The sequence below is a fragment of the Alicyclobacillus sp. SO9 genome (assembly GCF_016406125.1).
Classification (GTDB): Bacteria; Bacillota; Bacilli; order Alicyclobacillales; family Alicyclobacillaceae; genus SO9.
Genome location: NZ_CP066339.1, coordinates 1,552,358 through 1,574,854 on the forward strand (window position 1 = coordinate 1,552,358; position 22,497 = coordinate 1,574,854).

Annotated in this window: 19 protein-coding genes and 1 riboswitch; of the genes, 9 read left to right on the top strand and 10 right to left on the bottom strand. The window is 49.4% G+C overall.

Annotated features, from left to right (window positions below):
- The first annotated feature begins 66 nt into the window (after positions 1-66).
- The gene (locus GI364_RS06975) at positions 67-1,233 is read left to right on the top strand and encodes a solute carrier family 23 protein (protein ID WP_198852918.1); all 1,167 of its coding nucleotides are present in this window, start codon (positions 67-69) and stop codon (positions 1,231-1,233) included.
- A gap of 220 nt (positions 1,234-1,453) precedes the next feature.
- Here the strand turns inward: GI364_RS06975 and GI364_RS06980 are convergent, their stop codons facing one another.
- Positions 1,454-2,419: a DMT family transporter gene (locus tag GI364_RS06980; RefSeq protein WP_198852919.1), complete on the bottom strand. Its 966-nt coding sequence runs from the start codon at positions 2,417-2,419 to the stop codon at positions 1,454-1,456.
- Positions 2,420-2,555: 136 nt separating this feature from the next.
- On the opposite strand from GI364_RS06980, the gene GI364_RS06985 reads away from it, so the two are divergent.
- Entirely contained in the window at positions 2,556-2,897 is a 342-nt protein-coding gene (locus tag GI364_RS06985) for a winged helix-turn-helix transcriptional regulator (protein WP_198852920.1), read from the top strand.
- A 19-nt stretch (positions 2,898-2,916) separates the two neighbouring features.
- On the opposite strand, the gene GI364_RS06990 is transcribed toward GI364_RS06985, so the two are convergent.
- Together GI364_RS06990 and GI364_RS06995 are read right to left on the bottom strand one after the other, a co-directional pair.
- Positions 2,917-3,090 carry a hypothetical protein gene (locus GI364_RS06990; protein WP_198852921.1) on the bottom strand — a complete coding sequence of 58 codons (174 nt, stop codon included), beginning with the start codon at positions 3,088-3,090 and terminating at the stop codon, positions 2,917-2,919.
- A gap of 268 nt (positions 3,091-3,358) precedes the next feature.
- Positions 3,359-4,303 carry a type I phosphomannose isomerase catalytic subunit gene (locus GI364_RS06995; protein WP_198852922.1) on the bottom strand — a complete coding sequence of 315 codons (945 nt, stop codon included), beginning with the start codon at positions 4,301-4,303 and terminating at the stop codon, positions 3,359-3,361.
- Between the two features lie 203 nt (positions 4,304-4,506).
- On the opposite strand from GI364_RS06995, the gene GI364_RS07000 reads away from it, so the two are divergent.
- Positions 4,507-4,680 carry a hypothetical protein gene (locus tag GI364_RS07000; RefSeq protein WP_198854206.1) on the top strand — a complete coding sequence of 58 codons (174 nt, stop codon included), beginning with the start codon at positions 4,507-4,509 and terminating at the stop codon, positions 4,678-4,680.
- A 94-nt stretch (positions 4,681-4,774) separates the two neighbouring features.
- Here the strand turns inward: GI364_RS07000 and trpB are convergent, their stop codons facing one another.
- Entirely contained in the window at positions 4,775-5,974 is a 1,200-nt protein-coding gene (gene trpB / locus GI364_RS07005; RefSeq protein ID WP_198852923.1) for a tryptophan synthase subunit beta, read from the bottom strand.
- A 236-nt stretch (positions 5,975-6,210) separates the two neighbouring features.
- Here trpB and GI364_RS07010 point away from each other — a divergent pair, with 236 nt between their 5' ends.
- The gene (locus GI364_RS07010) at positions 6,211-7,347 is read left to right on the top strand and encodes an MFS transporter (protein ID WP_198852924.1); all 1,137 of its coding nucleotides are present in this window, start codon (positions 6,211-6,213) and stop codon (positions 7,345-7,347) included.
- Between the two features lie 2 nt (positions 7,348-7,349).
- On the opposite strand, the gene GI364_RS07015 is transcribed toward GI364_RS07010, so the two are convergent.
- A complete protein-coding gene (locus GI364_RS07015; protein WP_255524606.1) occupies positions 7,350-8,750 on the bottom strand; it encodes a BaiN/RdsA family NAD(P)/FAD-dependent oxidoreductase in 1,401 nt (466 codons plus the stop codon).
- A gap of 278 nt (positions 8,751-9,028) precedes the next feature.
- Here GI364_RS07015 and GI364_RS07020 point away from each other — a divergent pair, with 278 nt between their 5' ends.
- A complete protein-coding gene (locus GI364_RS07020) occupies positions 9,029-10,195 on the top strand; it encodes an iron-containing alcohol dehydrogenase (protein ID WP_198852925.1) in 1,167 nt (388 codons plus the stop codon).
- A 98-nt stretch (positions 10,196-10,293) separates the two neighbouring features.
- Here GI364_RS07020 and acnA read toward each other — a convergent pair whose 3' ends face one another.
- A complete protein-coding gene (gene acnA / locus GI364_RS07025) occupies positions 10,294-13,005 on the bottom strand; it encodes an aconitate hydratase AcnA (RefSeq protein WP_198852926.1) in 2,712 nt (903 codons plus the stop codon).
- Between the two features lie 394 nt (positions 13,006-13,399).
- On the opposite strand from acnA, the gene GI364_RS07030 reads away from it, so the two are divergent.
- Both GI364_RS07030 and cyoE read left to right on the top strand, forming a co-directional pair.
- A complete protein-coding gene (locus GI364_RS07030) occupies positions 13,400-14,575 on the top strand; it encodes an MFS transporter (RefSeq protein ID WP_198852927.1) in 1,176 nt (391 codons plus the stop codon).
- 359 nt (positions 14,576-14,934) lie between these two features.
- Positions 14,935-15,852, top strand: a complete 918-nt coding sequence (cyoE, locus tag GI364_RS07035) for a heme o synthase (protein WP_198852928.1) — start codon at positions 14,935-14,937, stop codon at positions 15,850-15,852.
- An 818-nt stretch (positions 15,853-16,670) separates the two neighbouring features.
- On the opposite strand, the gene GI364_RS07040 is transcribed toward cyoE, so the two are convergent.
- The 3 genes from GI364_RS07040 to GI364_RS07050 all read right to left on the bottom strand — a co-directional run bounded on the left by GI364_RS07040 (position 16,671) and on the right by GI364_RS07050 (position 19,703).
- Positions 16,671-17,876, bottom strand: coding sequence for an ornithine--oxo-acid transaminase (locus GI364_RS07040; protein WP_198852929.1), 1,206 nt, complete (start codon positions 17,874-17,876; stop codon positions 16,671-16,673).
- A 370-nt stretch (positions 17,877-18,246) separates the two neighbouring features.
- Positions 18,247-18,441, bottom strand: a complete 195-nt coding sequence (locus tag GI364_RS07045; RefSeq protein ID WP_198852930.1) for a YjzC family protein — start codon at positions 18,439-18,441, stop codon at positions 18,247-18,249.
- Positions 18,442-18,635: 194 nt separating this feature from the next.
- The gene (locus GI364_RS07050) at positions 18,636-19,703 is read right to left on the bottom strand and encodes a class I fructose-bisphosphate aldolase (protein WP_198852931.1); all 1,068 of its coding nucleotides are present in this window, start codon (positions 19,701-19,703) and stop codon (positions 18,636-18,638) included.
- A gap of 395 nt (positions 19,704-20,098) precedes the next feature.
- On the opposite strand from GI364_RS07050, the gene ispG reads away from it, so the two are divergent.
- A complete protein-coding gene (ispG, locus tag GI364_RS07055) occupies positions 20,099-21,205 on the top strand; it encodes a flavodoxin-dependent (E)-4-hydroxy-3-methylbut-2-enyl-diphosphate synthase (protein WP_198852932.1) in 1,107 nt (368 codons plus the stop codon).
- 102 nt (positions 21,206-21,307) lie between these two features.
- Positions 21,308-21,392: riboswitch (cyclic di-GMP riboswitch) on the top strand.
- 175 nt (positions 21,393-21,567) lie between these two features.
- The gene (locus GI364_RS07060) at positions 21,568-22,041 is read left to right on the top strand and encodes a hypothetical protein (RefSeq protein WP_198852933.1); all 474 of its coding nucleotides are present in this window, start codon (positions 21,568-21,570) and stop codon (positions 22,039-22,041) included.
- A gap of 101 nt (positions 22,042-22,142) precedes the next feature.
- Here the strand turns inward: GI364_RS07060 and GI364_RS07065 are convergent, their stop codons facing one another.
- Positions 22,143-22,283, bottom strand: a complete 141-nt coding sequence (locus tag GI364_RS07065; protein WP_198854207.1) for a hypothetical protein — start codon at positions 22,281-22,283, stop codon at positions 22,143-22,145.
- Positions 22,284-22,497: the final 214 nt, after the last annotated feature.

A 22,497-nucleotide genomic window follows, 5' to 3' on the forward strand; every position in this document is an offset into this window, starting at 1 on the left:
TCTTTTCTATGAACTTCATGATATCCTCTGATAGATTTGTGAATTTTCAAAGGGGAGGATATCTGTTTGAACAGCGCAATACGGAAGTTTCCGCTTTCTGTACAGCACGTGTTTGCCATGTTTGGCTCCACTGTACTTGTTCCGTTCCTGACCGGCCTCGATCCGGGCAGCGCCTTAATTGCAAGCGGCGTCGGCACCTTGATTTTTCACCTCATTACACGCGGTAAAGTACCAACCTACCTGGGCTCTTCATTTGCATTCATCGCACCACTTACCTTATTTGTTACGAAACATCATTCACCTGCCGAAGCGGCAGCAGGGCTCATCAGTGTGGCAGTTGTCTATGCAATTTTGTCCTTACTGGTCGCTTCCATTGGTTTTGCCAAGATCCGAAAAGCAATTCCTCCGGTAGTTGTGGGACCAGTAGTATCTATTATTGGACTCGCGTTGGCCAATACTGCGGTAACCCAGATGGCTGCAAAACAGTGGGATGTAGCGATTGTCAGTCTTGGAGCAGCCATACTGTCATCATTGGTGGGATTTAAGCAAATGCGTCTCATCCCACTCTTAATTGGTATTTTTGTGGGTTATGTGTACGCGTGGATACGAGGGCTGGTACATTTTGGTGTGGTCGAAAAAGCTCCTGTGATTGCATTGCCGCACTTTACGATGCCCCACTTTGCCTGGGCCGCAATACTGAGCATGGCTCCAATTGCCTTGGTGACGATGGTAGAAGATTTGGGCCATATGTTTGTGCTCAATGAGATTATCGGCAGAGATGTTACAAAGGACCCTGGTTTTTCACCCATTCTAATTGGAAACGGAATCGCGACTTTTGTGTCATCCCTTTTGGGAGGTCCTGCACAGACAACCTATGCAGAAAACCTTGGTGTTCTAGCCATTACGAAACAGTACTCCAGCCGTATCATTCAAGGCGGAGCCGTCATTGCAATCATATTAGGTTTATTTGGAAAAGTCGGCGCTCTGATTCACTCCATCCCTGTGCCGGTGATGGGAGGAATCAGCATACTGCTGTTTGGCATGATTGCCGCTATGGGCATCCGTCATCTCGTTGAAGAAAAGGTCGATCTCGGTAACATGAAGAATCTCATCGTCGTAGCTGTGATTTTCATTATCGGCATTGGCCTTCCAAACAATGGAATCGCCTTGGCTACACTCGCGGGAATTTTAGTTTACTGGTTGGTACCGGACTTTAGCAGCAAACAACAGTGAATTGACGACACATGTTAGCAAAATGCAGATGTATAAACAGGGGGAAGAGCTAGAAAGACAGGGTATTAATGTAGACAAGGTAGTTGACACAAGTATGAATAATGAAAAATAGTGATAACAGGCTGTGGGTCTCCGCAGCCTGTTATTATTCAGTCGGATGATAAAACGGGGCCTCAAACCTCAAGGCAATCAAACCGAGGATTTTCCCGAGGTGATCCTTTTAGCAATCTGACTTTTCCGCTTCTATACAACCGATGGAAGCATCACTGCGGCGAACTAATGAAGTCGCAGCGCTCGTTTGAATGGTTTTCGCCTTTCTAGAGGACAATACAATTCCTGAGATGATAAAGGCTGCACCAATGAAGTCGTATATGTACAGAGGTGTCTGTAAGAAAGCAACGCTGAAGACGATGCCGAAAAACGGTACAAGGTGTGTGAATATTTGTGATCGCGTTGCTCCAATCAGACTCACGCCTTTGTTCCATAGCGTATAGGATGCAACGGAAGGGCCTAATGCAAGAAACAGTATCCCTAGTGTCACAGCGAGAGACATGTACGAATGCCAATGCACAGTATGCGACCCAATATCGATTGCAGCAAACGGGATCAGCATCAGAGAGCCAAGAACGGAGGTGAAAGTGGTGAACCCCGGGACAGACATCTGCTTGTGTTTCGTTCGCAGGAAGGAACTGTAGATACCCCAAGCAACGGCGGACCCAAGCGCCCACAAATCTCCGACTCCAATGTGTAACCCGAGTATATTTGAAATGTGACCTTGCGACAGGACAAAGAACACCCCAATTGTACTCGATAGAACGCCGAAGACATTGAAAAGTGTAATTCGTTCTTTAAAAACCAGGGCATTGATAATCAATACGATGGCAGGAGATGTAGCTAGAAACATTGACGCATTCACAGCCGTGGTATACTGCTCTCCAATATACAGGAATGTCGGAAACAGCACTGGACCTAAGAGTGCTAAAAAGATTGTGCGTCCCAGTGATTGGCGTAAAAACCTGAACTCGTTCAATGCCCTTTTGTGATAGAGGGCAATGAGGAGCAACGATGCAATGACCCAGCGTGCTTCCAGGATAAACCCTGGCACGACGTGGCTGACCAGCACGCGGCCGACAACGTAGTTCCCTCCCCAAAGTGCTGCCGCCAAAACCAACATGAAATAAGCCATTTGTATCCCTCCACTAGTCGTGCTGGAAATCGTCTTTTCGTTCTTCGTCAAGTATGATAGATACTAGACATTCACGTAAGTACGCAGTTTTTTGTGACATAGTGTCAAGAAGGGTACTAATGAGGTGAGGCTGGATATGGTGAACAGGAGGACAATTTGCGGGATTGAAGTATTGGTCGATATAATTGGAGGTAAATGGAAAACGGTGATTTTGTTTCATCTGATTGACGGGACGAAACGTTTTGGAGAATTAAAGAAGTTAATGCCGGGTATTACACAGAGAATGTTGACCAATCAACTGCGTGAGCTAGAATCAGACGGATTAATTCACCGTGAAATCTACAAGGAGATTCCGCCGAAAGTGGAATACTCGCTGACGATTCTCGGACGGAGTTTGGAGGGGATTCTTAAACAGATGTGTGCGTGGGGTGAAGAGTACCCGGCACATGCACCAGACAGTACACCAAATGAATTATAATCAACACAGTTCCTTGCTCCTATGTGTCAGAATCCAGCAGTAACAGACGGGCTGCTTCACGTTCTGCTTCTGCTTCATTGAGATGATTCATCATTAAATCCATTTCTCTGTCCATTTGTACAAGTGCTGTAGTACCGAATCCTAAGTGATGAAGTGCAAGCAGTGCGTAAGCCACAGCTTGTTGCTTTGTCATGAACTGCTTCACCCTTTCTGCATACGACTAGAGTCTCCTCTGAAACGCTAACCATGTGTGCTGAGCCTCTGCTTTAGTGTTGACCAGGAGGCCGGTTACATTCGTACAAATGAATTTGGATGGGGAAGGGCAACTTGGTTACACGCTCGCAAATGCGGTATTTGCATGTGGGGTATTAGCATGAGACGGGGAATTCAGTTGCCAGTGATGCAGACTAGGCGGCAATGATGGACGGACCAGGGACTCAGTGAGCCCCGGTTCCGATACCTTACTTGCTTTCACTATCAGGGACTTTGGTAACGATACCAGTAAAGCGTCCGGCTAGAGTCACTGTAACACCTTTGGGAAGCAGGACGGCATGTCCCTTTTCAAGGGTCAAAGACTCAGAGTCAAATGAGAGAGTAGCGCTGTTGTCTGTAGGAGCGATGACCAGTACTTGATTTGCCAGAACTTCTTCTTTCCCGTCAATTTCCCATTTTTCCACTTCGAAATATGGGCAAGATGCTAGCGACGTCCCCGAACTGACGTGAGACACCAAACTGTCGTCAGTGTCCGGAAACGGAATCACGTTTAGGGCATCTTCCAAGTGCAACGGCCGCAGTTTGCCGTCGGTTCCCGGCCTCTTGTAGTCATATACACGGTACGTGGTGTCAGAACTCTGTTGGACTTCAAGCACCATCGTTCCCGCTCCAAGTGCATGCACTTTGCCAGCCGGCACAAAGCGAAAATCACCTGGGGAAACCGCTGAGTACTTGAGCACATCGTCCCATTTATCGGCTTGCTCTGCCTGCTCAAAATCTTGTCTGGTCTGTGCGTGATGACCATATACAATTTTGGCGTCTTGAGCGGCGTCGAGTACCCACCAACACTCTGTTTTGCCGCGTTCACCGGCGTGTTCATAGGCGTAGACATCGTCAGGATGCACCTGAACGGATAAGTCTTTCGCAGCGTCAATGACTTTAAAGAGGAGCGGGAATTCCTTCATGTCAGGCCCAAACCAGTCTGGTTCCTGCTCAATGACTTCAGACAGCGTCTTACCCGTATAAGGTCCATTGGACACAGTGGATTTCCCTTCTTGGTGATCAGACAGGATCCACGCCTCACCAATCTGGTCCGTATCACTACATTCCCTGAACCAGTCTTTTAAACGGGTGCCGCCCCAGACTCTTTGTTTAAAAACAGGATTGAATAGTAAGGGATAAGGTTTCATCATTTCACTCCGGTTTCCATTTTCGTTCGGTTCCCATTTTCGTTCGTCAGGTATTTGACGTACTTTTCATGTTCATTATACAAGTTTTCCGGTGTTCGTCATCCAGTGAAACTGTCATTCCAGAAAAATGCCTTGTGCGTGCATAGCCCGCACAAGATTCGCACAGGATATGTCTGTTGGCGCCAAGACCTGGAGGTGCAAGACTGATGTCATCGAGCAGACGTAAGTCAATCGGTCGCGGCGATGAGGCTTCCGGCCCTGTCATCAATGCTTTTGCGAGCAGAAGTATGGCACGTGGTGAATCGAAAGAAGAGCTGCACAACCATCAGTATGGTACGCCCAATCGCGGGAAGTACACGCGGATACCTCACAAGGGGTAACTGTTTTCGGACAGATGCATGAGCGCCAACGAAGAAGACCCGGGCAGATTCCCGGGTCTTCTTGCTGTGAAACGCCGTTTGTTCTGTAACTGGTTTATTCGGGGTTGTCTTCAAGCATTTCAGCAACCTGGGCAACATCTTTGTCACCGCGGCCGCTTAAATTAACAATAATGATTTGAGTGCGTTGCAGTGTGGGAGCAAGTTTCATCGCATATGCTACCGCGTGACTAGACTCCAACGCAGGGATGATTCCTTCAACTCGAGACAGCTCAAGGAATGCGTGTAGCGCTTCTTTATCGTCTACGGCCAAGTATTCAGCTCGACCGATGGCTTTATAGTACGAATGCTCTGGTCCGACGCCTGGATAATCAAGTCCGGCCGCAATTGAATGGCAATTTTCGCTGTTCTCCATCACGTAACACGCAAAACCGTGAATGGCTCCAGGATGTCCTGCAGTCAATGGAGCTGCATGATGTCCCGTCTCAATGCCTTGTCCGCCGGGCTCCACGCCTACAATTTTCACAGACAAGTCGTCGACAAATGGATAAAACAGACCAATTGCATTGGAGCCTCCTCCGACGCAGGCTGTAACATAGTCTGGAAGCCTTCCTTCTTGTTCGAGAATCTGGGCTTTGGCTTCACGGCCAATGACGGATTGAAAGTGACGAACCATCAAGGGGTAAGGGTGTGGACCTACAGCGGATCCCAGCAAATAGAAAGTGTCTTCAGAATTCTGGGCGAAGTCCATTAAAGCTTCATCTACGGCTTCTTTTAATGTTCTGTTCCCGCTCGTTGCAGCAACCACTTTTGCGCCTAGCAGTTCCATTCGAAATACGTTCAATGCTTGTCGCTTTGTATCCACCTCACCCATGTAAATGGTGCAGGGCAAGTTAAACATGGCGCAGACAGTCGCAGTCGCTACACCGTGTTGACCTGCACCTGTTTCCGCAATGACGCGTTTCGCTCCCATTCTCTTTGCAAGGAGTACCTGGCCAAGTGTGTTGTTGATTTTATGAGCTCCCGTGTGGTTCAAGTCCTCACGCTTTAAATATATCTTGGCTCCTCCCAGTTTTTCACTGAGGTTTTGCGCATAGTACAGCGGGTTTTCCCTTCCCACATATTGCCGTAAGTAGTAGTTCAGTTCATCATTAAATTCCGGATCGTGCTGATACCGTCGAAATGCGTCAGCCACTTTGTCCAGGGCTGCTTGCAGCATCTCCGGGACTTGACTTCCGCCAAACACCAATTCGCCAGCTTGAAATACGCCTTTGTCTGTTATCTGTACTACACTCATCTCAACATGCTCCTCTCTGCTATGCGGTGCCTCTTTGCACCCTTTCCTCAACTCGCTCTTTGTACACCATCGCTATCAATCTTGTGCGGCTTTTGCACAGCGGTGTAAAGCCTGCAGGTTCACCGCCGCGATATGAACGTATTTACATTGTACAAAAGAATGAGAACATCGGCTATACTATAGCTCTGTAAATTATCAATTGCCTGCAATACTTGGCATAACGGGGAGGGCGAGCAATGAAAAGGTCACTTGTGCTGTATTTTTCAAGTGAAATTTTTCTCAGTCTTGGTATTGGCGTGGTGAATTATGCCCAGCCCTTCTTATACAAGTCTGCGGGTCTAAACGACGGTTTAGTCGGTCTTTTGTTCTCAGTAAACTCATTCTTTGCAGGCGGAGCGGCGTTGTTCTTGGGACCTATGGCAGATAAGGTTGGCGCGTCGCGGATGTTCAAGTTGGCGACGTTTTTGATGGCAGTGGCATTCGCTTTGCTGGCCTTTTTTCACAGTTTCTGGCCGTGGGTTTTAACGGCCGTTGTCAGCGGCATCGCTGTGGGGATGTTAATGAGCACGGAGAATGTCGTCTTGAGTTCATTGACGAAGGGGCATGAAAAAGCTGGAGTCTTGAGCAAGTTTGTATCTCTGTATATGTTGCTTATCAGCATGGGAGTGCTTCTCTCCGGGTTCTTGAGCGGAACTATAGGATTCCGAGGTGCTGTGTGGGTGGGGGCTGGAATCACAGCGGTATCTCCGCTCATACGCTTCTGGCTGAAGGCGCCGGACGCAAAATCAGACAGACTGTTGCGGTTGCCGTCAAAGCACGTTGCTCTCATGAGCGTGTACGCTGTCCTGATTGGTGCATCCATGGGGGTGCTGAACCCGTTCATCACTTTGTTGCTTCACAATCACTTTCTTTTGGATAATCACGTGACGTCCATGATTCAGGCGGCATCTACGCTGATGGTGTCGGTGGGGGCGTTCCTTGTCAGCAGTATGCTGAGGCGTTTTCGCCACGGAAGAACCCTGCTTTTGAGCTTCTTACTGGCTGTCGTCTTCACAGTCAGCATGGTCTTTGCCGGAGGTCCATGGCTTTTTGCAGGCGGTTACTTGTTCAGAACGGTGTTTTTGACCATGCCCGGGCCAATCGTAGACGCGGCTTTCTTGGATTTAAGCCACGAATCTGAATTCTCGCAGATGTTTGGCACGCGGGTCTTTGGAAACAATGCGGGGAGCGCACTTGGTTCTTACGGCGGGGGAGCAATGCTGAACCATAATCTCATGTTTGGATTGGCTTTGGCATCGACTGCCATGATTATTTTCGGATATATCTTTCTTCTGTTTCTCCTGCGCAAATTCCGTTCCACGCAGTCTACCTAGGGTCAGTCAAAGGTTTGTCCAAGCAGGGAGTTGGCATGTTGTGCCGCGCTGCTGCCTGCAAGGTGTCCTGTAGAGAAGGCCACAGTGATATTATATCCGCCCGTATGTGCGTGGACGTCCATAACTTCTCCCGCAAAATACAGTCCTGTGCAGAGTTTTGATGCCATTGTCTTCGGATCAATCTCTTTGACAGACACGCCGCCGCCAGTGACAGTGGCTTGTGCCAACGGCAACGTGCCGGAAATACTCACGCGAAATGCTTTGCATCCATCAGCAAGCATCATGATGTTTTGATTGCTGAGGTTTGCCATTTGCTGGTCGCCGCCAATGTCAATTTGCGTGAGCAAGACAATGACAATTCTCTCAGGCAGATATGAACTCAGCACTGTCTGCAGCTGGCGCTTGGGAAATTGCGTCTTTTCCTGTTGCAGTGTCTGTTGCCATTCTGCCCTTTGAAACTGTGGCAAACAATCGATGAGAACATACAGCTTTTCTTCTGGGTTCTTCCGCAGAGCAGTCGACACATAGTGGCTGCAGCGCAGCGCGGCTGGGCCGCTGAGACCAAAATGTGTGAACAGCAGGTCTCCTTGTTCTGTGGTGAGTTTCTTATTCTTTCGTTCTGTATAAACCGAGACATGGATATCTCGCAATGACAGGCCTTGAAGTCTGCGATTTCTGATAAACCGTTGATTGCTGGTCAGAGGTACTTCCGTCGGATACGGCGTAACAATCGAGTGTCCGGCAGACCTGGCCCACGGGTAGGCGTCTCCTGTACTGCCGGTCTTTGGAACACTCGTTCCCCCAGCTGCTATCACGACGGATTGAGCATAAACGGAAGTTCCATCCCGCAGCTCGACTCCTTTAACCGTCTGGTCCGAGACCAGGAGTTTGCGTACGGGGGCGTTTTGTATGACCTCTACTCCAAGACGATAGACCTCAGAGATGAACGCTTCCACGACTGTCGAGGCTTTATCCGTCACAGGGAACACCCGTCCCCGGTCTTCCTCTTTTACGTGAATGCCTAAATGCTCTACAAACCGGATAATGTCCTGGTTTCCAAAGCGCGTAAGAGCAGAGTAGAGAAAGCGGCGGTTTCCGGGGATATTCTCCATTAGTTCTGGCAGAGGTTTGGCGTTGGTCACATTGCAACGTCCCCCTCCGGAAATCCCCAGTTTACGCCCCAAGCGGTTCCCTTTCTCCACGAGGAGTGTGCGGGCACCGGATTGACGGGAGGAGATAGCAGCCATCAGCCCTGCAGGTCCGCCGCCGATGATAATGACATCGTAACTCTGATGTGTTGGAGCCGAGTTTACCCTAATGGGACCCAGTGGTTTGGTCTCCTCACGTGGCATGTATGTTGCCGCCCGAGGGCGTTTAAATTGAGACCTGTTGGTTTCTTTCACGGCTTTTGCTCTCCTTGGCCACCTGTTCGTCACGGTAACAGTCTGAGTGTACAAAAGTGGCAGTGACGACGCAACTGCGGCGGACGACGTGACGCCATGGAACCAGTGTGATAGAGGACTGGAAGCCGAATGTGCAAGCCGAACTCTGGAAGCCAGCAGCCAGTCGGTGCCTGGAAGTCGTCCGATTTCGTTCTGGTGGACACTTGAGGTACAATCAAATTTGCGCCTCTTACAGGCGAATACAGCAAGAATTCATATTGCAGCAGGAGGTTGGTATTGTGAATCCATTTCGTTTTCAAAACCCTACGGTTTTATATTACGGAAAGGGACAGATCGAAGAAAATCTGGTTCCAGAGGTAAAGAAGTATGCATCCAAGGTTTTGCTTGTATATGGAGGCGGAAGCATTAACCGCAGCGGTCTCTACGATAAAATCCAATCCCTTCTGATTGGCGCGGGAGTAGAGATACTGGAACTCGCTGGTGTTGAGCCTAATCCACGCTTGACGACTGTACAAAAGGGAATCAATATCTGCCGCAGCGAAGGTGTGGAATTGGTGTTGGCTGTAGGCGGCGGTTCTGTACTGGATTGCTCCAAAGCCATTGCGCTGGGGACAAAGTACAATGGTGAAGTATGGGACATCTATTCGAAGAAAGTCAGGCCGGAAGAGGCGCTGCCGTTGGGAACTATTCTGACGTTGGCGGCAACGGGATCGGAAATGAATGCAGGCGGCGTCATCACCAATTGGGAGACCAAGGAGAAATTGGGCGGCGGTTCTCCGGCGGCTTTTCCGAAGTTCTCCATCTGTGATGCGGAAAACACATACACAGTTCCCAAAGACCAGACGATTTACGGAATTTGCGACATGCTAGCCCACAGTTTCGAGCACTACTTCCATCCTACGGAGCACACTGCTCTGCAACGGCGGTTGATTGAGTCTGTGATTTCCACCGTCATTGAGTACGCGCCAAAGGTATTGGCGAATCCGGAAGACTACCAGGCGCGGGAGACCATCATGTACTGCAGTACAATGGCGTTGAACGGTATGATTAGCATGGGCGTGCAGGGAGATTGGGCATGCCATGCAATGGAACACGAGATTAGTGCTATTTATGACATTCCGCACGGCGGGGGACTGGCCGTCTTGTTCCCCCATTGGATGGACTACGTCATGGATGCAAATCCAAGCCGATTTGCGCAACTTGGTGAGCGCGTGTTTGGAGTCAGCCGTGATGGAAAAAGCGACAGGGAAATGGCAGAAGCAACCATTGCAAAGGTAAGGGAGTTCTATCGCAGCATCGGTGCACCAGAACGTCTGGCAGACTACGATATCGGCGATGAATCACTGCAAACCATGGCTGCTCAATCTGTGCGCTACAGCGACATTGGTCAATTCAAGAAACTGAACGCAGACGATGTCCTGAGTATCCTCAAGGCTTCCCTCTAAAGCTTTTCTCTAAAGCTTCAAACCGGAAGTAACAAGCCCTCCACCCCGGATCTCGGGTGGAGGGCTTGTTTCGCGTTTCAGTGTCGGGAAATCCGCTTTTAGTTCCTCACAAAGTTGCGCAGGACGGTCTGCAGAATGCCGCCGTTGCGGTAGTACTCAATTTCCACTTTACTGTCGAGACGCAGTGTGGTCTGGAAGCTTTCAGTCGAACCGTCTTCACGGGTAACTTTCACTTCAACATCCTGACCAGGTTTGAGTTCCTGTGCCAGACCTGTGATATCAAACTTCTCGGTGCCGTTGAAGCCTTTTGACTTCCAGTTGTCACCGTCCTTGAACTGCAAGGGCAGGACGCCCATGCCTACCAGGTTGCTGCGGTGAATCCGCTCAAAGCTCTCGGCAATGACAGCCTTGACGCCGAGCAGTGTGGTTCCTTTGGCTGCCCAATCACGGGAGCTTCCTGTACCGTACTCCTTACCGGCGACGACCACCAACGCTTTGTTCTCTTCCTGGTATTTCATAGATGCATCGTAAATCGGCATAACTTCTCCGGTCGGCAGGTACTTCGTGTATCCGCCCTCAGTTCCCGGTGCAACCTGGTTACGGATGCGGATATTAGCGAAAGTACCCCGCATCATGACTTCGTGGTTCCCGCGGCGTGAACCGTAGGAGTTAAAGTCTACAGGCTTTACATTGTGAGATGTCAGGTACTGACCAGCCGGACTGTCCGGTTCGATGTGGCCTGCAGGTGAGATGTGGTCTGTGGTCACAGAGTCGCCAAGGAGTGCCAACACGGACGCCTGGTTGATGTCTTCTGTTTTCGGCACATCAGCCGTCAAACCGACAAAGAAGGGCGGCTCCTGGATGTAGGTGGATGCCTTATCCCAATCGTAGAGTTCACCTTCAGGCGTCGTCAGCTCGTTCCAACGTTCGTTGCTCGAGAAGACTTCTGCATACTTCTCTTTGAACAGTTCTGGTTTCACTACGCTGGCAATGGTGTCTGCCACTTCGGTCGGGCTCGGCCAGATGTCCTCTAGATAAACCGGCTTACCATCCTTGTCTGTTCCAAGGGGTTCTGTTGTCAAGTCGATATCAACGGTTCCTGCTAAGGCATAGGCCACAACCAGCGGAGGCGATGCCAGGTAATTGGCGCGAACCAAAGAGTGAATCCGTCCTTCAAAATTCCGGTTGCCGGATAAGACTGCGGATACCAGCAGGTCGTTGTCTTCAATGGCGTGACCGACTTCATCAGGCAGCGGACCGGAGTTGCCGATACAGGTGGTGCAGCCGTATCCGACGACGTCGAAGCCGAGCTTTGCCAAGTCGTCGATGAGGCCAGCGTTTGTCAGGTAGTCTGTAACCACTTTCGATCCCGGTGCCAAACTGGTCTTCACATATCCGGGCGTCGTCAGGCCTTTCTCGACAGCCTTCTTTGCTACGAGGCCAGCCCCCACCATCACCGACGGATTGGAGGTGTTGGTACAACTGGTGATAGCCGCAATGGCAACTGCACCGGGTTTCATGGTGGATTCTTTGTTGCTTGGATGTTCCACTTTTACTTCTTTGTTGCGGTCTTCTTTTGACAGTCCAAAACCGCCTTCGTTGATGTCTTTTTGAGCAAGGTCATCGAAGGTCTTCTTCATGTCTGTGAGAAGAATCTTGTCTTGTGGACGGCGTGGACCAGCCAGACTTGGTACTACTTCGCTAAGATCGAGTTCGAGGGTGTCTGTATAGACCGCATCGGGTGTGTCATCCGTCCGGAAGATGCCCTGCTCCGTGCAGTAGGTCTTGACCAATTCAATGAGGTCTTCGCTGCGTCCGGTGTTGCGCAGGTAGTTGAGTGTTTCTTCGTCAACAGGGAAGAAGCCCATTGTTGCTCCATATTCGGGAGACATGTTGGCAACAGTGGCACGGTCTGCAAGGCTGATGTTGCTAAGACCCGGTCCGTAGAACTCAACAAACTTGCCGACAACGCCTTTTTTACGGAGCATATTCGTCACCGTCAAAGCCAGGTCTGTAGCTGTTGCACCCTCAGCTAATTTGCCTTTCAGTTTGAAACCAACGACTTCCGGCATTAACTGATACAGTGGTTGTCCGAGCATGCAGGCTTCGGCCTCAATGCCGCCAACACCCCAGCCCATCACACCAATACCATTAATCATGGTTGTGTGAGAGTCTGTACCAACCAGTGTGTCGGGGAAGACGAACGTCTCGCCGTCAACTTCCTTTTGTGCAACAACAGTCGCCAAATACTCCAGGTTCACTTGGTGAACAATACCTGTTCCTGGCGGTACAACACGGAAGTTGTTAAAGGTTTTTTGCGCCCAGTGCAGGAATTTATAGCGTTCTTCATTGCGTTCAAATTCGCGGTTGATGTTAAATTGAAGTGCTTCATTGGAACCGAATGCGTCGACTTGTACTGAGTGGTCAATCACAAGATCGACGGGAATGAGAGGATTGATACGAGTCGGGTCTCCTGCCAAACGCTTCATGGCAGAACGCAGAGCCGCCAGGTCGACAACAGCCGGTACGCCGGTGAAGTCCTGAAGCAAAATGCGTGCAGGTTTATATGGAATTTCATCCTTTTCGGGTGCTTTTGCATTCCAGTTGGCCAGTTTTCGGACATGCTCTTCTTCCACTGCATGACCGTCCACTTGACGGAGCACCGCTTCTAGTAAAATCTTAATGGAAAATGGCAGTTTTGATACGGTGGCGACGCCTTGGTCTTCAAGGGACTGCAGCCGGTAGTACGAGTACGTTTGACTTCCGACTGACAGTTGTTTTTTGGTTCCAAACGGATCCATGGTCATCATTCTCCACTCCTTTTCTAATGCTGCTTCCCGTAGTATTACATGACTTTGCTTAACAGAATCATTTTCGCAAATGCCAGCACGCTTTGTCGAACCCAGATTGGAAAACCCGATAAGTAAATTTGTATTCTTGATGATTCGATGTACCTGGAATCCGCTTACTCGCGCAGCACTGCGCCCTTTGTCACTCTACTACCAAATTGGTAAGTTCTCAAGTAGGGCAATTGCTGCACAGGTGCTGCGAGTTTGTGTCGCCAGCCTAGACTCTACCCTACCCATTTTTACGGAAATGATGAGTAAAGATGAGAAGAACGATGTGTGAAAATCTACAATTTTTGAGCGGTGGTGACGAAAGTGCTATTCTGTAGATTGACTATTGGAGGGGAGGCACATACGCATGATGAAGAAGATTGCCGTGATACTGAGTATGCTTATCACGGTGTTTATCGGGTTCGGGTTAATTATTCCAGTTCTTCCCCTAATGGTTAAGGACGTAGGAGCCAGGCCGTACAACCTCGGCTTAATGCTCGCAGTCTATTCTGCGGTCGCCTTCGTCATGTCGCCGTTCTGGGGACGGATTTCGGACCGTGTGGGGCGCAAACCAGTTTTAATTATCGGACTGCTTGGCTTCGCAGTTAGTTTCCTGGTCTTTGGGCTGGCGAAAGACATTCTTTGGCTCATGTATGTTGCACGGGTGATTGGCGGAGGATTTTCGGGTGCCGTCACTGCGACTGCCATGGCCTACATTGCGGATGTAACAGATGAAGAGAACCGAACCAAAGGGATGGCATTTGCAGGTGCATCCATTGGTATGGGTTTCATCATTGGTCCTGGGGTGGGCGGCTTGCTCGGAAATATCAGCATTCCCACACCATTCTTCGTTGCTGCCGGACTGGCTGTCATCAACGCGATTTGGGGAGTCGCAGCTCTCAAAGAGTCGTCAACGCGGGAGGAGCGTCTTGCCAGGCCGAAATCAACGGGATCGCGGTGGCGCGCATTCGCCGGCGCCCTCAAGTACCTGTATATGGTAGATTTTGTGGCGCAATTCAGCATTGCAACGTTGGAAGGTGTCTTTCAGTACTTTGAAATGTCCAAGTTTGGTGCAACTAAGACGCAAATTGGGATGATGTTCTTAATTTCTGGACTTGTCGGTGCCCTGGTGCAGGGCGGAATCGTGCAGCGCTACGTCAAACATGGTCGAGAGGTACCCGCCATGTACACCGGTCTAGTGCTCTCTGGAATTGGCATGTTTTTAATCCTGTTCTCGACGAACTTCTGGACTGCCACATTGTACATGACCATTTTCGGTGCCAGCAATACGGTCATTAAACCAACTTTGACCTCAATCATTACCAAGGAAACTACGGTTGGACAAGGTTTAGCCAACGGATTACTGTCTTCCATGGACAGCCTTGCGCGTATTATCGGACCCGTCCTGGCCACCGTGCTTTTCGAAATCCATCACGACATCCCGTTCATTGTCACGGGCATTATCGTCATCGCGGCAATGGCTCTGGTCATGTCGTACAAGAAGTTTTCAGAGTCAAGACATACAGCTGTGGACAACCCCTAACGTCAGTTGTCTCTCAAACCCCAGCTCAGATGTTTCAAGTTTGTGACAAATGACTTCGGTACTCTTTTTTAGACCTGTCTATATTGACTATAGAAGTTTGGACTATGGTAAACTGTTTTCAAGCAGTAGTCTAAATGAACTACGGTATAGTCTTTTTGGATCTTGAGGTCTTGGCTCTCCTATACTACAGGTACTACAGGTACTACAGGTGGAACCTTGGTAGGAAGTTTGAGCCAAAGAGTGATAAGGGACAATTTGTCGCTTGCGAACACATATGCCAGGAAATGCAGGGCAGCCGCAGGCTGTCCTGCATTCGTTTGGAGTTTAAACCAGAGTGAAAGGGTTAGGGGGCTGGCGTCATGCCAACAAATGTTGCTGCAGTTGGACAACAAAAAAACGCAAATCCTGCAGCTGTTGTAAAAGCGTACGTATCGATAACAAAGACTGGTATTACATTCGCAAATGTGATGTCGACGTTTGCAGGGTTTTGGGTTGCAAGTCAGGGCCACCCAGAGTGGGGGGTGTTGCTCTGGACTCTGCTTGGAACAGGGCTTGTTGTAGCCGGAGGAGCAGCACTGAACAACTTTATTGATCGGGATATCGACGGGAGCATGAAACGCACTGAGGCACGTGCATTAGTAGCTGGAAGAGTTCGTCCGCGTCCTGCGTTTCTGCTCGGAATCACACTCGGCATCGTCGGATTGATTATTCTCATTACAATGACGAATGTCACCGCAGCGATTTGCGCATTTATTGGACTCGTATTCTACGCCTATGTTTATACAGTTTGGTTGAAGCGTACGACCACGCTAAGCACGGTTCTTGGTGGAATCCCTGGAGCCATTCCTCCGTTGATTGGTTGGACGGCTGCAAACGGAGGACGTCTGGATTTAGCTGGACTCACGATTTTCTTCATCTTCTTCCTGTGGCAGATTCCTCATTTTCTTCCGTTTGCGATGAAGCGAACTGAGGAGTACCGCAAAGCAGGCATTCCGCTGCTTCCCGTAGTGGTCGGATTTTCGCAAACCAAATCTCAAGTTTTGAAATACACGATTGCCATGTTCTTTGTATCTCTGTTGCCCTACGCCCTTCGCGTGGAGGGGCTTTTGTACTTGGTGTTGGCAGGATCGCTCGGACTGGGATTTTTGTATCATGCCATTAAGGGTCAATTCAGTAAAACAGTCGAGACCGACTTGATTTGGGCGAACAAAGTCTTTCGCTACTCATTGATTTACCTCACAACCATGTGTCTTGTACTCGTGATTGGCGTAATGTAACTAAAGTCTGTAGCTGAGGCGGTTAGTGATATGACCGATGGGCCGCTTAGGGATTCGGACGGAGAAGCAGGCTGATAGTGATGAGGGAAGCAGCAGGCTGATAGTGATCCGAAAGATCACTATCGATTGCAGGGGCAATGAGATTGTGATCGCAATGATCACTAGCGCGACCCTGTCCTAAACATTAGTGTCATAAATGCACACTAATATGGGGAGTGCCGGGGTGGGACGTGGGTGATAGGGAGCAACGGGATCCCTAATGTAGACGGCCTGCGGGTGATAGTGAGAGAATCGATCACTATCGGCTGGCGAGTATCATGATAGTGAGCAAAAGGATCATTAACAAACGGGAACGGACTGCGAACGGACTGCGAACGGACTGCGAACGGACTGCGAACGGACTGCGAACGGACTGCGAACGGACTGCGAACGGACTGCGAACGGACTGCGAACGGACTGCGAACGGACTGCGAACGGACTGCTGCGAAAAATAGCGATCCCGCAGGAGCTTATAGGAACCTTTCGCCTCTATACGGCTTGCATAAGCCCCTCAGGGATGCTTAATGCCTCCATTTCCACCCCGGATCCTCATTTCAAGTGGAAATAAGCTTCTCTCAGGCATCTATTTATGCCTGTTCACTCTCATCACTGTGGATAAGCGCTTTTCGGATCGTTATTTCATCATCATGAATGCAGCGGCACCTAACACCCGTCCAAAAAGTCCCCAATAAGGAAGAGATAGACGGAGTACCCGTCTATCTCTTGTCTACGGTTAAGTCGTCTGACCTCGTGCCATTTTTGTGGAAGCTGCAAGTTGATTATGCTTCAAGTACACTTTTGATACGGCCAACCGCATCGTCCAGCTCAGCCTTCGTAATAATCAGCGGCGGTGCAAATCGAATCACATTTTCGTGGGTTTCTTTACACAGGAGCCCCTTTTCTTTTAGAGCTTCGCAGTATGGTCGTGCAGCCGTATCCAATTCCACTCCAATAAATAACCCTTTACCTCTGATGTCCTTAATATGCGGATTATTGATAGTCTTTAACTGGTCTTGAAAGTAGTCGCCCAGATCATTGGATTTCTCCACTAAATTCTCGTCTTTAATGACGTTCAGGGCAGCTACTGCCACTGCACAGCCGAGTGGGTTTCCACCGAACGTGGATCCGTGTGATCCAGGTTCAAATACACCCAAAATGTCCTTGTTCGCCGCGACTGCTGAAATGGGGAAGACACCGCCTCCCATTGCTTTACCCATGATGTACATATCCGGGACGACCTTCTCCCACTCACAAGCGAACAGCTTTCCTGTCCGTCCAAACCCGGTCTGAATTTCATCTGCAACCAAAAGAACATTGTTTTGCCGGCAGATTTCTGCTGCTTCGCGGAGAAATCCTTCAGGGGGAATAATAATGCCTGCCTCACCTTGGATGGGCTCTGTGAGGAATGCGGCTGTGTTTTCCGTCATCGCTTCTTTTAATGCATCGATATCACCGTACGGAATGATCTTAAAGCCAGGTGTGAGCGGACCGAATCCGCGTTTGTATTCCGGTTGCGACGACATTGAAACTGCCGTCACAGTCCTGCCGTGGAAATTCCCTGCGGACACGATGATTTCTTGTTTACCGTCCTCAATTCCCTTTACATCCGAGCCCCAACGCCGGACTGCTTTAATCGCTGTTTCTACCGCCTCGGCTCCGGTGTTCATCGGCAGAACCATTTCTTTTTGTGTCATCTTCGCAACGGTTTCATAGAATTTGCCCAATTCGGCGTTATGGAACGCGCGAGAGGTTAAAGTCACTTTATCCGCTTGGTCTTTGAGAGCCTGAATGACTTTTGGATGCCTGTGCCCCTGGTTTAAAGCAGAGTACGCACTTAACATGTCCATGTATCGATTACCCTCTGGGTCTTCGACCCAAATACCCTCTGCCTTACTGATGACAATCGGCAGAGGATGATAGTTGTGAGCGCCATAGTGTTCGGTAGTTTCAATGATGTTTTGCGAACTGATTTTTGTTTCGGGCATAAAAAAAACCTCCTTTGTCAGTCAAAGCCATCTTGCTCTGTTCTATTATGATGTACCTGAATAGAAGTATCAAATGACATGTTGTCGAAGGGCTGTGGCACAGGTCTGTGTCCGTGCCCGTGTCCGCTTTGGCGAACTATGCATACATGCACAGCTTTGGCCGGCGGCGTACGTTCGCATGGATGATTGGCATTGGGATCGCGGTGGGCTCACACCGAAATCAGCACCGGAACCAGCACCGGAATCGCCGTCGGACCAACACCGGCATCCTCACCGGCTTGTACAGCTTAATTGGGAATTGCAGCAGACACAAATTAGGCCGGCTGTGGGAACTCCCCGCCGGCGTAACTGAAGTGCATTCTCAATTTTGTTATTTGGTGTCATGCGGCTTTACGCGGGCCCACTTACGGTTGCCGTTGCGCGTGCGCGGGAAGGACTCGCCTTTTCGCAGGTGTACCGTTTGCGGGTCATGAATACCTGCGCTGTCAGGATGTTCTCCGACCTCAATGTAATCACCGTCATTCGGTGCTTTCCAACCAGGCTCAAACTGTTGATGTTGTGCCATGCGCCAAATCCTCCTCAACTGCAGTAGCTGCGTGACTGCAGTAGCTGCATGATGGAAACTTGTGATTTAGTATAGAACCATTTTCGACCGCTATACATTTCAAGTCGGACATTGGAAGTTCCCATAAAAATGTCCCGCACCACGGTGAGTGATGCGGGGCATAAGCCGAGTCGAGAAAGCTTTGGCGGCAGTGACTATGCAAGCGTGATGTCTTTGTTGAGGTAGACATCCTGAATGGTGTTCAACAGCTTCACACCTTCGTCCATAGGACGTTGGAAGGCTTTGCGGCCCGAGATGAGTCCCATACCGCCTGCACGTTTGTTGATGACAGCTGTGCGTGTCGCATCTGCGAAGTCGTTGTTCCCAGAGGCGCCGCCAGAGTTAATCAGGCCAATTTTCCCCATGTAGCAGTTGGCAACTTGGTATCGAGCGAGGTCAATCGGGTGATCGCTCGTTAATTCTGTATAAATGCGATCGTCCGTTTTTCCATAACTACTTCCTTCCATATTCAATGCTTTGTATCCGCCGTTTGTAGTAGGCAGCTTCTGCTTAATGATGTCTGCCTCAATCGTGACGCCTAAATGGTTGGCTTGCGAGGTCAGGTCCGCAGCCGTATGATAATCTGTACCGCCTTGTTTGAATTCCGGATTACGGAGGTATGTCCAGAGAATTGTAAACATACCCAACTCGTGAGCCTCTTCGAAGGCTTCACTGATTTCCTGCAATTGGCGTGTTGCATTTTGTGAGCCAAAATAGATGGTGGCGCCGATTCCTGCTGCACCCAGGTTCCAGGCCTCATGGACGCTGCCGAAGGGTACTTGGTCAAACTGATTGGGATAGGTTAAAAGTTCGTTGTGGTTGATTTTTACAATGTGCGGGATTTTATGTGCGTATTTCCGTGATGTCATAGCGAGAACGCCAAATGTAGAGGCAACCCCGTTGCAACCGCCTTCGATGGCCAACTTCACAATGTTCTCTGGGTCAAAGTAAGCTGGGTTCTTCGCAAAGGATGCGCCGGCTGAATGTTCAATGCCTTGGTCAACAGGGAGAATCGAAACGTACCCTGTATTTGCAAGTCGACCTGTACCGAGTAAAGACTGCATACTGCGCATTACTTGGTTGCTTCGATCAGACTGTGCAAATACTTCATCCAGATAGGCTGGGGAAGGAGAAGTAATGGTTTCTTTTGGAATAGTGGTAGAAGTGTGGTTCAGAAGGTAGTCGGCTTCTGAGCCTAGGTAGGAAATAATTTGATCCGTCATTACGGTGACACTCCTCACAGATTTACTTTTTACGAGGCATTCTGTCTCATATTCCTCTTACTCAGATACTGTACCAAATCACTGAACAAATAGGAATTCCTTGAGGCGGGTCAATTTTCCGCCCACACGATTGAGGTCCGCATTTTTACATCTCCATGTTTTGTGCCCGCATGTTTCATGCTTCATGTCCAGGTGTATCGCAGCTAATTTTCTGTCCGGTTTGGTTCTATGTCATGTATAATGGTGGTGATTTGATAAGTTTTACTCAAATCGAGTCAAAATAATGGTTTGTCCTTTGCAAATTATTTTTGAAGACAGACGAAGACAACCCACTATTGCATGAAGCTACAGGAAGAGACGCTCGGACATACTTTCCAAGCTATGGAGGCGAAAGCATGTTTCATCGTAAAAATACTCGACCCGTTCGCGTCGGCGACCTAACTATCGGCGGCGAGGATAAAGTCGTTCTACAAAGTATGACAACCACGAAAACGGCGGATGTCAAAGCGACTGTCAATGAAATTCATCGGCTGGAGGAGGCAGGCTGTGAAATCGTCCGGGTCACCGTCAACTCTCAGGAGGCGGCTGATGCGATTAAGGACATTAAACGCCAGATACACATTCCGCTGGTCGCAGACATTCATTTTGATTACCGGTTGGCACTGAAGGCCATCGAAAACGGTATTGACAAGGTGCGGATCAATCCAGGGAACATTGGCAAACGTGATCGAGTTGAAGCTGTGGTGGAAGCATGTAAAGACCGAGGGATTCCGATTCGTATCGGTGTCAACTCTGGTTCACTGGAGAAACATATTCTGGATAAATACGGGTATCCAACGGCCCAGGGTATGTTGGAAAGTGCTCTGCACCACATTTCCATTCTTGAGGAACTAGACTTTCATGACATTATTGTGTCCATGAAGGCTTCGGACGTCCCGCTAGCCATCGAAGCTTATCGTTTGGCTGCTGAGAATTTCAATTACCCTCTGCACTTAGGCATCACGGAATCAGGCACGTTGTTTAGCGGAACAATTAAGAGTTCTGCTGGCCTCGGAACACTTTTGTCGATGGGACTGGGTAACACCATGCGCGTTTCCCTAAGCGCCGATCCAGTGGAAGAAATCAAGGTTGGACGCGAATTGCTAAAAACCTACCAACTAATATCCAATGCGGCCACGTTGGTGTCGTGCCCGACATGCGGGCGGATTGACATTGACTTAATCAGTGTTGCCAACGAAGTTGAGGCGTATTTGGAGAAGGTGAAGGCTCCGATTAAAGTGTCTGTGCTCGGTTGCGCTGTCAACGGTCCGGGTGAAGCGCGGGAGGCAGATATTGGTATTGCGGGTGCCAGAGGAGAGGGTCTCTTGTTCCGTAAAGGCAAAGTAATTCGTAAAGTGCCTGAGGCAGAACTGGTAGACGCGCTCAAGACAGAAATTGATGAGATGGCTGAACGGTACGCAAAGACTGGATTTGTTCATGAACCGGTGAGTCAAGGTCAGTAGTATGCCTCCCTGACAGGCTGGGAAAGTGGTTTAGACGGCGAAGTTAATTTGTTGACAAAATACTACAAGTTGTGCAATATAGTGGATAGAGTTGAAAATTTGTCGTGATAATGGCAAACCAGTGGAAACACTGGGACGCAAAGCTACGGGTCTACGGACGCATGTCTATGATCGCCGGGTTGCCACTATGTATTGCACTTTTCTGGCACCCGTAGAAATGCGGGTGCTTTTGTTGGTTTGAAAAACACCAGAGATTACATAGAAGGCAACAGACCTGTCCGGTTCTCATGACGCTGCTGGAACGAACGAAACAGTGATTCCAGGCAGTGATGAAAAAAAGAATGTATGGAGGGTTTGGGAGGATGAACCACCGAGAAGCGTTGACAGAAGTTACAGAACAGCTCGTGAGCGAGGGAACACCGCTGTATAACAAGCCAATTCTATACGTGCAGTTGCGCAGACATTTAACGGATGTACTGATGGAATTGAAAAAAGGTGAGGAGCAGGTCAATTTTCCTTCAATGAACATGGATGTCTCGTTCAGCCCTCAATTGCGCAGGTATCAGTTCACCAGAGACAACAAGTACTATCACAATCTGCTCGAAAACATGGCGTTGCGCTTGGCCCCGCAGTTGTTCCTTAAGCTCGCGAGAGAAAATGCGGAGATTGTTCGAATTCAAGAAAATTATCGCGTCGACAGAGACCTTGCCAATGATATCTTTGTCCGTGCAAGTCTCCATGCTGGAGGTTCCAAGCAAAAATACCAGAACTATGTTCGGCAGTTGGTTTCAATATGTCAGATGGTAGCCACAGAACGGGAGATTATGTCACGCTAACGGATTCTTTGATTGATTCTTGCAGAGACTACCTGTCCATATACAAGGAACTGCCAGACGCCGACAAGCGCGTCTGGCAGTTCCTTTTTCTTGTTTGTTATTTAGTAGCCGGCTGCGCCGCCCGCTGCTCCTAAACCGCCGTAACCTGGTACGAGCAGGAAGAAAAGCACGAAGATGATTAGGAACACGACTGCCCATTGGGTGTAGCCGCCAAATGCTCCGCCACCATACATAGTAACCATCCTTTCAATCTTTTGTTACACCAGCTCTCCGCCAGAGTACCTTAAAGTTTATGCGGGGAGGGAAGGGGCCGAAAGGGCGGATGTGAACCAAACGGTTGACGTGCCTGAAATGCGGCGATACAATCGACCACAAGCGCTTTACTGTGGTAGTACGTTAAAGTGAAACTCGGCAGACGCCGAGCGGTGAGGTTTCATGCCGAATTTATGAACTTTA

Excerpts from the sequence above, each read along its gene's own strand:
- GI364_RS06980 (WP_198852919.1), bottom strand. The coding sequence starts at position 2,419 with ATGGCTTATTTCATGTTGGTTTTGGCGGCAGCACTTTGGGGAGGGAAC.
- GI364_RS06985 (WP_198852920.1), top strand. The coding sequence starts at position 2,556 with ATGGTGAACAGGAGGACAATTTGCGGGATTGAAGTATTGGTCGATATA.
- GI364_RS06990 (WP_198852921.1), bottom strand. The coding sequence starts at position 3,090 with ATGACAAAGCAACAAGCTGTGGCTTACGCACTGCTTGCACTTCATCAC.
- GI364_RS06995 (WP_198852922.1), bottom strand. The coding sequence starts at position 4,303 with ATGATGAAACCTTATCCCTTACTATTCAATCCTGTTTTTAAACAAAGA.
- GI364_RS07000 (WP_198854206.1), top strand. The coding sequence starts at position 4,507 with ATGTCATCGAGCAGACGTAAGTCAATCGGTCGCGGCGATGAGGCTTCC.
- trpB (WP_198852923.1), bottom strand. The coding sequence starts at position 5,974 with ATGAGTGTAGTACAGATAACAGACAAAGGCGTATTTCAAGCTGGCGAA.
- GI364_RS07010 (WP_198852924.1), top strand. The coding sequence starts at position 6,211 with ATGAAAAGGTCACTTGTGCTGTATTTTTCAAGTGAAATTTTTCTCAGT.
- acnA (WP_198852926.1), bottom strand. The coding sequence starts at position 13,005 with ATGATGACCATGGATCCGTTTGGAACCAAAAAACAACTGTCAGTCGGA.
- GI364_RS07030 (WP_198852927.1), top strand. The coding sequence starts at position 13,400 with ATGATGAAGAAGATTGCCGTGATACTGAGTATGCTTATCACGGTGTTT.
- cyoE (WP_198852928.1), top strand. The coding sequence starts at position 14,935 with ATGCCAACAAATGTTGCTGCAGTTGGACAACAAAAAAACGCAAATCCT.
- GI364_RS07040 (WP_198852929.1), bottom strand. The coding sequence starts at position 17,876 with ATGCCCGAAACAAAAATCAGTTCGCAAAACATCATTGAAACTACCGAA.
- GI364_RS07045 (WP_198852930.1), bottom strand. The coding sequence starts at position 18,441 with ATGGCACAACATCAACAGTTTGAGCCTGGTTGGAAAGCACCGAATGAC.
- GI364_RS07050 (WP_198852931.1), bottom strand. The coding sequence starts at position 19,703 with ATGACGGATCAAATTATTTCCTACCTAGGCTCAGAAGCCGACTACCTT.
- ispG (WP_198852932.1), top strand. The coding sequence starts at position 20,099 with ATGTTTCATCGTAAAAATACTCGACCCGTTCGCGTCGGCGACCTAACT.
- GI364_RS07060 (WP_198852933.1), top strand. The coding sequence starts at position 21,568 with ATGAACCACCGAGAAGCGTTGACAGAAGTTACAGAACAGCTCGTGAGC.
- GI364_RS07065 (WP_198854207.1), bottom strand. The coding sequence starts at position 22,283 with ATGGTTACTATGTATGGTGGCGGAGCATTTGGCGGCTACACCCAATGG.